This window comes from Segatella copri, assembly GCF_003465495.1.
In the GTDB taxonomy this organism is placed as follows: Bacteria; Bacteroidota; Bacteroidia; order Bacteroidales; family Bacteroidaceae; genus Prevotella; species Prevotella copri_G.
On the sequence record NZ_QSAV01000072.1, the window covers coordinates 439 to 8812 of the forward strand.

The following is an 8374-nucleotide window of genomic DNA, read 5'->3' on the forward strand; positions in this document are numbered from 1 at the left end:
GCAGGCGAAGAGCAGTTTCAGCTCCTCCAGGTAGCCCTCCACCACCTCGTCGGTGTTAGCTTGGTTGCCTATCTTCATGATGTCAAAACCTATCGCCTTCTTCATTTCCTGCATGATGGGCATGGAGGCGATGTCCTTCATGCTCGCCTTGAAGAGAGCCTTTGCCTGCTTCTTGATTTGCGAGAGATTGGTAATCTTGGTGATGCTACCATATTCATCGGTCTCAAAGTTGATGGTGGTGCCTATCACGCTCTTGGCGGTGCGCTCCGCTATCATGGCCATCATCTTGTCCCGGAAGTTGTCGCCCACCGAATCGGCCTTTACGTCCAGGAAGGTGTAGCTCATCTTATAGCCCTTGCTGGTGGAATCGTTTACCACGAGGCGCACCTGGGTGGATACGCCGAGCGTCTTCACCGTGTCCTTGCCGTCCACCTTCCACTCATTCTCATATATCCAGTATTCGCAGGTATCACCCTTGCAGAAGTAGGCCACCACATTCACCACCGAGTCTTCGCCAGCTGTGTCCACTTCCAACGTGTCGGAGTTGTTCGATAGCCATTGACTATCAGTGATTTTCTTGGCAATCGATACCGTGTCCTCTACCTTAGGCGACATTTCTCCGCCCCTCACGATGCCGTGGTTGGCGAGCAGTCCGCAAGCTATCATGCAGCTCATCACTATCAACGAGATTTTCTTCATAAGTTCATTTTTTATGTTGTTTATTCTTCAAGTTTTTATTTCTCGCTGCAAATTTACGATTTTTTTTGTAAAAAAAGCCAAGCTCCTAAAAAAAACTGTAAAGTTAACCCAAGTTTAACATAGTCAAACCGTTTCTCTTGCAGTATCAGCCATAATCTTCTCCTTTTTTAAAAAAACTACCCATCCACCCTAAAACAGGGGGTATGGGTAGGATTAACGACATAGCCATTAGGTATGTGGCGAAGTTGAGTGGTAAAGGAGTAAGATCTTCAAACAAATTTAAATTTGTCTAAATAGATGCCACTAATCTCAAAAAATCATTTATTTTTAACCGATTATCACGATAAAACATTATATTTGTAGCGTTAAATGGTTTTAGAATTATGGCAAAGAAAAATATAGACTTAGCAGTAGTCCTTCATGATGATTGCGACTACAAGGACTGGCTTGTGGAACTCAAGGAACGATTCTACAGCCATCGCCTTAAAGCATCGTGTGCCACCAACGGTTATTTGTTGGATTTCTATTGGAAGTTGGGACGAGACATTGAAGCCAAGCAATATACCAACACTTACGGCTCTGGTTTTTATAAGAATCTCAGTCAAGACTTGAAGAACGAGATGCCTGGCGTAAAAGGGTTCTCGCCTATAAACTTGCGCTATATGAGTAAGTTTTTCAAACTCTATGCTCCTCTATATAGTAATATTCCGCAGACTGCGGAACTTTTCTCTGATTCGTTGTCTGACTCAAATGTTCCGCAAGTTGCGGAACAATTTGAAAAACGTCAACAGCCTGTTGATGATTTCAATTTGTTGTTCTCTATTCCTTGGGACCATCATCGCCGTATCATCGACAAATGCAAGGATGATATGGACAAAGCCCTGTTCTTTGTAAGAAAAACTTGGGAAAATAATTGGGGACGTGATGCGTTGCTTAATTGGCTTGACACAGACCTATATGAGCGTGATGGTAAGGCTGTTACAAATTTCCAATCTACTCTTCCCGAAAGACTTCAAATCATCTATGCCGACTATCGAGGAATTGGAAAAGGGGTTGAAAGATAACTAAAAGTAACGGAACTGTTTTTGCATGAACAAAGAAGAAATAAAACAAGAACCTAATGATGGGCTGATAGCTCGCATATTAGGAGGAACACCCACTATTTTACAGAAGGTGTTCTTTATACTTATGGCATTTTCGCTGATATTATGGCCCTTGGGATGCTATGTTTCTATATTCTTCTTTGATGCCCCTGTTCGCTCTGATGTAGACAAAACATGTCGTTATGGTATGCTTATAACCATCTACTTGTATCCTATCTACTTGTTCCCTTTGTTGAGATTTATGTTTCAACTTTCAAAGAACTTAAGAGCAACTTGGCTTTATTATCTATGTCCGATAGTACCAATATTAATTCTTAGGTTGTTATTTTCAATTAGTACAATCAGTGCTCCGAAAATAGACAATACCGAATTTTGCACTAATGAGGATTTGGTTGGTCATTGGACTTTGAATGGTGGAGAAAGACAGATCAATCATCCTGAGATTGAATTTTTCAATGATAGTACGGTGGAATTATACTCACAAGCTGATACCCTATACAGATATACCTATTGTTTGCAAAATGATTCCTTATATCTCAATGACATAAATGGAAGACAATACGTAAATAAAATCAATAAAGTCGATGACGAAACCATTATGTTTGAGGGTATCGCAGATGTTAAAGGCATACAGATTTATCATAAATAAAATGTTCTTGAAATGAGAATCTATAAACAAAAAAATATACTTGAAAGAAATATAAATTATAGCAATGCGTATGGTAGAAATCTTCTACAAGAAGCTATTGTATCTTGTGAAAATGCAATTGCTGTTGATTTAGTGAATAAAGGCATTGATATTGATCATCAAGATAAAAAGGAGATGTCTCCTTTAGATTTCGCAAAGCAAATTAAAGATATGGAAATGATTAATATTCTTACAGATAAAAAATCTAAGTTCTAAATATCAAAGTAAAAAGTTATTATGAGACATTCCTTATTGAATATCGTTATAGTCTTGGTCATAGCAATGGGGCTATCCTCTTGTCTGTGTCAACCAAGGTGTGTAAGTTTTTCGAATCTTGAGAAAAAAATACATAGCATAAATTCTTATTCCTACACTTTACAACAAGCTTCGCCAGACAGTGGTGTCCTACTAAAAGACACTCTAGCAAAAGAACTTCTCGGAGACATTTTCTATCATCATAAGGAAGCACAAAATCGAGAGGTTAGGCTCGTAGGTGTTAGTCAACCATACGCTCAAGTTCTTGTCTGTGCCTTTAACATAAAGAGCATTGGTTTTGAATGGAAAACAAATGAAACATTTCTCGTTACTTATGGACATGAAGGAAAAATTGCAGATGTGTTGTATTTAGGTATGAACGAAATTAAACCTACATTTGTAAAGTTCAGTTTCAATAGCAAACGGCATATTCCTATGGAGGATATTCAAAGAAGCAAATGGGTATATTACGAGCAAAGTAAACTTCTAAAATTAGAGGTGTTTGAAGAAAATTCATGGCTTGACAAAGACCAAAATCCATGTTTGGACAACTACTATCATACTTTCTTCTATCGAATAGACGAACAAGGGCGTATTGTCCGCTTAAGAAAAGGGAAAATTGTACCTTATAAATATAACCATTCTGACCATGCCTACGACTCATATCTTAAAGCAGCACATAAACGCTTTGCATTACAATTCACTCCCTATTCAGAAAGGCACATGAAATAGTTAGAAGAAACTGAAAAAGAGCCCCAAAAAATCGATATATTTAGGGGATAGCAAAAAAAACAAAAATTATAATGGATTTATAGAATAATCCAAATTTTATTAGTAGTTTTGCAAACGATAAGAGTTGTTTGACAAGCAATCCTATGCACATTGATTTTATCAAAAAAACTACCCATGCACCCTAAAACAGGGGGTAAGGGTAGGATTAACGACATAGCCATTAGGTATGTGGCGAAGTTGATTGGTAAAGGAGTAAGTACGGTGCAACGAGTTAAGCGATTACTAAAAGTACAATCATCGCAATAATACTATTAATTTTACGTTCTTTTCAAAAAGGGGTTGTGCAATAGTGGCTTAAAGGCTCAAAGCACTACCTTTGAATGCAATAATAAGTAACAACACGTTTAAGGTCACAATTTGTGATCTCAAAAAAGTAACAATAGGCAAACAGCATAGACGTAGCTATTGGACTTTGTCAAAAATATAAATTAAAGAAATCATGAAGAAACGAAGGAAAGGCGATGACGACTCTTGCTTGATGTGGCTTGTCAAAGCCACATTGGGGTTGGCTTGTGTATATTGGGGACTTATTACGGCGATGCGAACTGTTGATGATAGTTGGTGGCTTATCGTTGGAATTGCTGTGGTTTCCTATCTGCTTGTCAAGCTATTCAAGGACGATGGATACGTAGCAATGAATACAAGTATCCTTGCCATTGTATTGGGTGCAATAATATTCACCACAAACTTTTATTATCCGATTTCCGTACAACATAGACAAGCCGTAATCCAAGATGTTTATGACTCTGGAGCTAAGATGAGTACAACGCGGTGTGTTCTTCGTTTCATGGACAATGGGCAAAAGGTAAATATCGGTGGTGGATTCAATAAAGAAGACTATCATATGGGTGACACGGTAATCGTCACCTATCAACAAGGCTGCCTCGGAATGGATGTGGTGAGGAACATTTTGCCATGTAATGCTAATTAAGATAATGGTAAAAACAAAAAGTGAAATGTTTATTTCTGCAATCATTGATATCAATAGTTCGTTAAAATTTGAGATAATGGCTAAGCAGCTTTACGTTGCCAGCCAAAGAGTTCTTTGATAGTATGACTAATTAACTTTCGGTTCGGTATTCTCCGACACTTGTTGAAAATTAATTTAGCGATGTATGTGCTTGCCATAATCTCCTTGAAAGAAGCCATGGAATACGGCAATTCATTTTCCTTCATCATCACTTTCGCAACATTCTGTGATGCGAATGATGCATTATAGGAAAAGTCCAACTGGTTCTTGTGTCTTGCTTGGCAATGCGTAAGACCAGTATATTGCTTTGCATCGCGAAAACAAAACTCTATTTGGAATCTTGAGCGGTATGTGCGCAACACTTCCTCACCCGACATGGATGTCTTTGTTGAGAAGAAAAGCTTGTGTTTTCCGTTCGGCATAACCCAAATGACAAGGCGCACTTTCTGCTTCAATGCCTTTGAATAGGCTATGAGTGTGTAGGCTGTGCCTTCAAGTCCTTCAATATGCAACTCTGCCATACGTGTGAGGTCAAGTTTCTTGTAGTTGATTTTTCCGTCAAGTGTCTTGGGACGTCCAGGCTTATTGGAACGAGGTCCCGTATACACATAATATAGGCTCGCAGTATCCCTGAAGCGGCTGACAAGATGGAAACCGCACTCTTTGATTCCGTCCACAAACGGACGGATAGAGAAGAAAGCGTCAGCGACAACAATATCGGTGACCTTCAACAAATCCTTCTTATAACGCTTGATGACCGCTATGTAATGTTGCACGAGAGTCATGTTACGCATTTTCAATTCTCCAGTAGATGGAGTCTGATGGGCGCGCAGCATCATGCAACTGTTGGCATGGACATCGACAAGTGCAAGCCCCATGATTTCAAGCCCATGCTTCATGGAACTTGCACAACCGGACCAGAAAGTACCGATATGCGGAGTCTTCTTACCCGACTTGCTGATGTAGCTCGGATCGATGGCTATAGCCAATAGACCATCCATATTCAAGTAACGTCGGCATAGGGCAAGGTTGAACTTCACCCAGTCTATGCATTTAGCACGACCACGGTTGAAGTTCGTTCTGTAGGTCTGCTCACAATGGGTGCCGTAACGCTCCATTTGAGTGAAATTTATCTTTCTTTGTATCGTCATGTACAATAAAAGTATTTCCAAGAGTAGACTCTCGAAAGTTTTGCTTAACTTTGCAGATGAACTTTTGATAGCATCTCTGCATATTTCCGTATATTGGTTGAGTGGTTCTGATGTCATATAACTTTGAGCTTAGAGAACTATAAAGTTACTGATAATCAGCCACTTAACCAAATTTTATTAGTTATATTACGTTAATTAACTCTCTCATTTTCAATCGATTACATAAGAATTAACAGAGTATTGTGATATGATAAGCACTTTAAATTTGAATTGGAAACAATATGAAAATTAAAACTTTATTTAAGACAATTTTTTGCGCAGGATTAGTTTTAACTCTTGTTTTGTATCTATGCCATTTATACGGCAACTATATAGAAAAAACACAGGAGCCTATTACTGGTTATACATATAATGGATTTAAGGAAAAAAGTAACTATAAGAGTTCAAATACAATTCTTATAACCTATAAATCAAAACAATATGCATTACATACGGGAGATCGAATTTTGGACAAGATAAAGTCAGGGTATTTTCCTAAATTATACTATTCTTCAAAAACTGATTATCTTTTTTTTGAAGGAGATTACTTACCTGTAGGTTATGCCAAAGCAGCTTTAATTTTCACGTTCATCTTTTCAGGTATCGGAACTTTAATCTGGAGGAAACAACTTGATGATGATATTAGTAAAATGTAAATTCCGTGGAAACGAATTTACGTTTTCATGGGACGGCATACAGCGCCTTGTTCGTGTCACCGACACAGAGGGCAATGTAACGACCTCTACTTACGACATGGGCGACCGCCGTACTGAGGTGAACCATCCTGCAAGCGGCATCACAAGTTTAACAAGAATGGTCAAGATTTGGCTATTCACAATAGATTTTTGAGAATGAAATATATAATAGAAATTTTCATGTGTTTATTTTTGATTTGTTCATGTGACAATCATGATGTAGAATTCAATGAAAAGGAACAGACTTTTTATATTTACAATCTGTTGCATTTTTCTATTGAGCCATTAGATAGCTTTAGCAAATCTTATACATATGACTTCTTTTTGCGGACAAAGGGAACATGTAGAGAGGTGGTTACTATTTGTTTAAAAAAAAGAATATCAAAGAAATTTAAAGCGATAGAATCGTCTTCTTATAAGCAAGAATTTCGGTATAATCCTTCCTATATAAGGCTATTACCAAACACTCAATATGTAATAAGACATAACGGGATGGGAGCTAAAGTAAATATAATAAAGTATTTTTATACAGATTCTTCTGGAAATTTACATTATAAGTGTGATGAAAAGTCTAGTAGGAAATTACAAGAGCCTTAATTATAAAGATTTTTTCTATAAAAATCACCCTAGAAGGGAATGCATACAACAACACTATGCATATCCCTTCCAGGGTGAGTTTAATGAATATATACCTTTCCGACACAAGCATATAGTGTTTTCATTTGTAAAATGATGTAATCCTAAGCAATAAACTTTATCAATCTTCGTTTTTTTATTATAACACCAAAATAAGAACATATGTATGTATCATCAAGACAAGGATATAAACCTCCTGTAAAATCAACAGGAAGAGGCAAAAAAATATTTATATTTTGCTTCTTTGAAGTATTGCAACGGTGCTGAGACCTTCTACACCTACGACCCACAGCGTGGCAAGGCTGGCGGACAGATGGCGCATACCAATACATACGGCACAGACACTGATAAGAAATTCCAGCTTGCCAATGTCAAGATAAGTGGTGACTTCGCCTCTTACGGTTCTGACCCACGCCGCACCCAGTATGCAGGTAGTGAGACTTGGGATTTCACAAAAGGCAAACGAAATGCAGGTGGTATTAGTGGTGCTGAGCCTATAAAGAAATAAAATATGGAAAAATTTAAAATTGATTTATTTGAAAAAGAAACGGGGGAGTTATTTCCCTCGTTTCAAAAATTGAATCAAACAGACTGTAATATATGCTACCAACATTTTCGAAAGAATATAAAAGTATATGACTTACATGAGTCTGTTTTTGATAATTTTCAATCAAATGGTTCTTTTATAGAAAAGTATAATGCACTTGATGACCACTTTTCATTATTAGAATTATTTGCAGATTTGAATTTATGTTGTGATGTTATCTGTATTAATTGGGATGAGTTTAAAACAATAGATGTATTCCGTACAATAGATTTATATAATTATTTTAGTGATATATGGTTTCCTTCCGCCGATAATATAATAGTATTTCCCAGGAATATGACTATATTTATTATGATTAGGCATGATGGTGTAATCTATTATGTCAAATGTGATTAAATAATTGTAGAACTACCATATATAGAGAAACTTTTAATGAGTGAAAACGCTGTTTCCAAAAATCATCTTTCTACAAAGGAATCAGCGAGCTGTTGGACAACAAAGAATAATTCGTCAACAACCAGTCATACAGACACATACAGCACTCTCCATATAAGGAAGCCCCGACAAGGCTTCCTTATTTTTTCCATACCACGGTCCATACTTTCCATATCAAAAATCTTGTCCATATTATGCCTACCTTTGCAGTGCAATCCAGAGATAAAAAGTCGCTGCAGAGGCAAAGAGTCCGAGGAGAGCAATGAGTTCTTACACATTATTAATTATTAAAAATTTAAGATTATGATTAAAGTTAATAAAACTACAATCATCGCAATAATACTATTAATTTTACGTTCTTTTC

Annotated in this window: 12 protein-coding genes; 10 read left to right on the forward strand and 2 right to left on the reverse strand. The window is 37.2% G+C overall.

The features are described 5' to 3' along the window. The coding region (locus tag DWV53_RS14435) for a hypothetical protein (RefSeq protein ID WP_220432020.1) at positions 1–699 on the reverse strand (699 nt) is incomplete at its 3' end. Positions 700–1082: 383 nt separating this feature from the next. Between DWV53_RS14435 and DWV53_RS14440 the strand changes: the two genes are divergently transcribed. The 5 genes from DWV53_RS14440 to DWV53_RS14465 all read left to right on the forward strand — a co-directional run bounded on the left by DWV53_RS14440 (position 1083) and on the right by DWV53_RS14465 (position 4468). Continuing rightward, positions 1083–1763, forward strand: coding sequence for a DUF1016 N-terminal domain-containing protein (locus DWV53_RS14440; RefSeq protein WP_118155292.1), 681 nt, complete (start codon positions 1083–1085; stop codon positions 1761–1763). 25 nt (positions 1764–1788) lie between these two features. Beyond that, the gene (locus DWV53_RS14445; RefSeq protein WP_118155294.1) at positions 1789–2451 is read left to right on the forward strand and encodes a hypothetical protein; all 663 of its coding nucleotides are present in this window, start codon (positions 1789–1791) and stop codon (positions 2449–2451) included. A gap of 12 nt (positions 2452–2463) precedes the next feature. Then, positions 2464–2706, forward strand: coding sequence for an ankyrin repeat domain-containing protein (locus DWV53_RS14450; protein ID WP_118155296.1), 243 nt, complete (start codon positions 2464–2466; stop codon positions 2704–2706). Between the two features lie 21 nt (positions 2707–2727). Beyond that, positions 2728–3477: a hypothetical protein gene (locus DWV53_RS14455; protein WP_118155298.1), complete on the forward strand. Its 750-nt coding sequence runs from the start codon at positions 2728–2730 to the stop codon at positions 3475–3477. Between the two features lie 499 nt (positions 3478–3976). Then, the gene (locus DWV53_RS14465) at positions 3977–4468 is read left to right on the forward strand and encodes a hypothetical protein (RefSeq protein WP_118142004.1); all 492 of its coding nucleotides are present in this window, start codon (positions 3977–3979) and stop codon (positions 4466–4468) included. A gap of 80 nt (positions 4469–4548) precedes the next feature. Here DWV53_RS14465 and DWV53_RS14470 read toward each other — a convergent pair whose 3' ends face one another. Next, positions 4549–5658 (reverse strand): transposase, encoded by a 1110-nt coding sequence (locus DWV53_RS14470; protein WP_237474194.1) that lies wholly within the window; start codon positions 5656–5658, stop codon positions 4549–4551. Positions 5659–5939: 281 nt separating this feature from the next. On the opposite strand from DWV53_RS14470, the gene DWV53_RS14475 reads away from it, so the two are divergent. From DWV53_RS14475 to DWV53_RS14495, 5 genes are all read left to right on the forward strand, one after another. After that, on the forward strand, positions 5940–6353 hold the full coding sequence (locus tag DWV53_RS14475; protein WP_118142002.1) for a hypothetical protein: 414 nt from the start codon (positions 5940–5942) through the stop codon (positions 6351–6353). After that, the gene (locus DWV53_RS14480; protein WP_118155300.1) at positions 6331–6546 is read left to right on the forward strand and encodes an RHS repeat domain-containing protein; all 216 of its coding nucleotides are present in this window, start codon (positions 6331–6333) and stop codon (positions 6544–6546) included. The genes DWV53_RS14475 and DWV53_RS14480 overlap by 23 nt, the downstream gene beginning before the upstream one ends. Positions 6547–6548: 2 nt before the next feature. Then, positions 6549–6989, forward strand: a complete 441-nt coding sequence (locus tag DWV53_RS14485; protein ID WP_118155302.1) for a hypothetical protein — start codon at positions 6549–6551, stop codon at positions 6987–6989. Between the two features lie 283 nt (positions 6990–7272). Then, entirely contained in the window at positions 7273–7536 is a 264-nt protein-coding gene (locus tag DWV53_RS14490; RefSeq protein WP_118155304.1) for a hypothetical protein, read from the forward strand. Between the two features lie 3 nt (positions 7537–7539). Next, positions 7540–7971: a hypothetical protein gene (locus DWV53_RS14495; RefSeq protein ID WP_117695545.1), complete on the forward strand. Its 432-nt coding sequence runs from the start codon at positions 7540–7542 to the stop codon at positions 7969–7971. Positions 7972–8374: the final 403 nt, after the last annotated feature.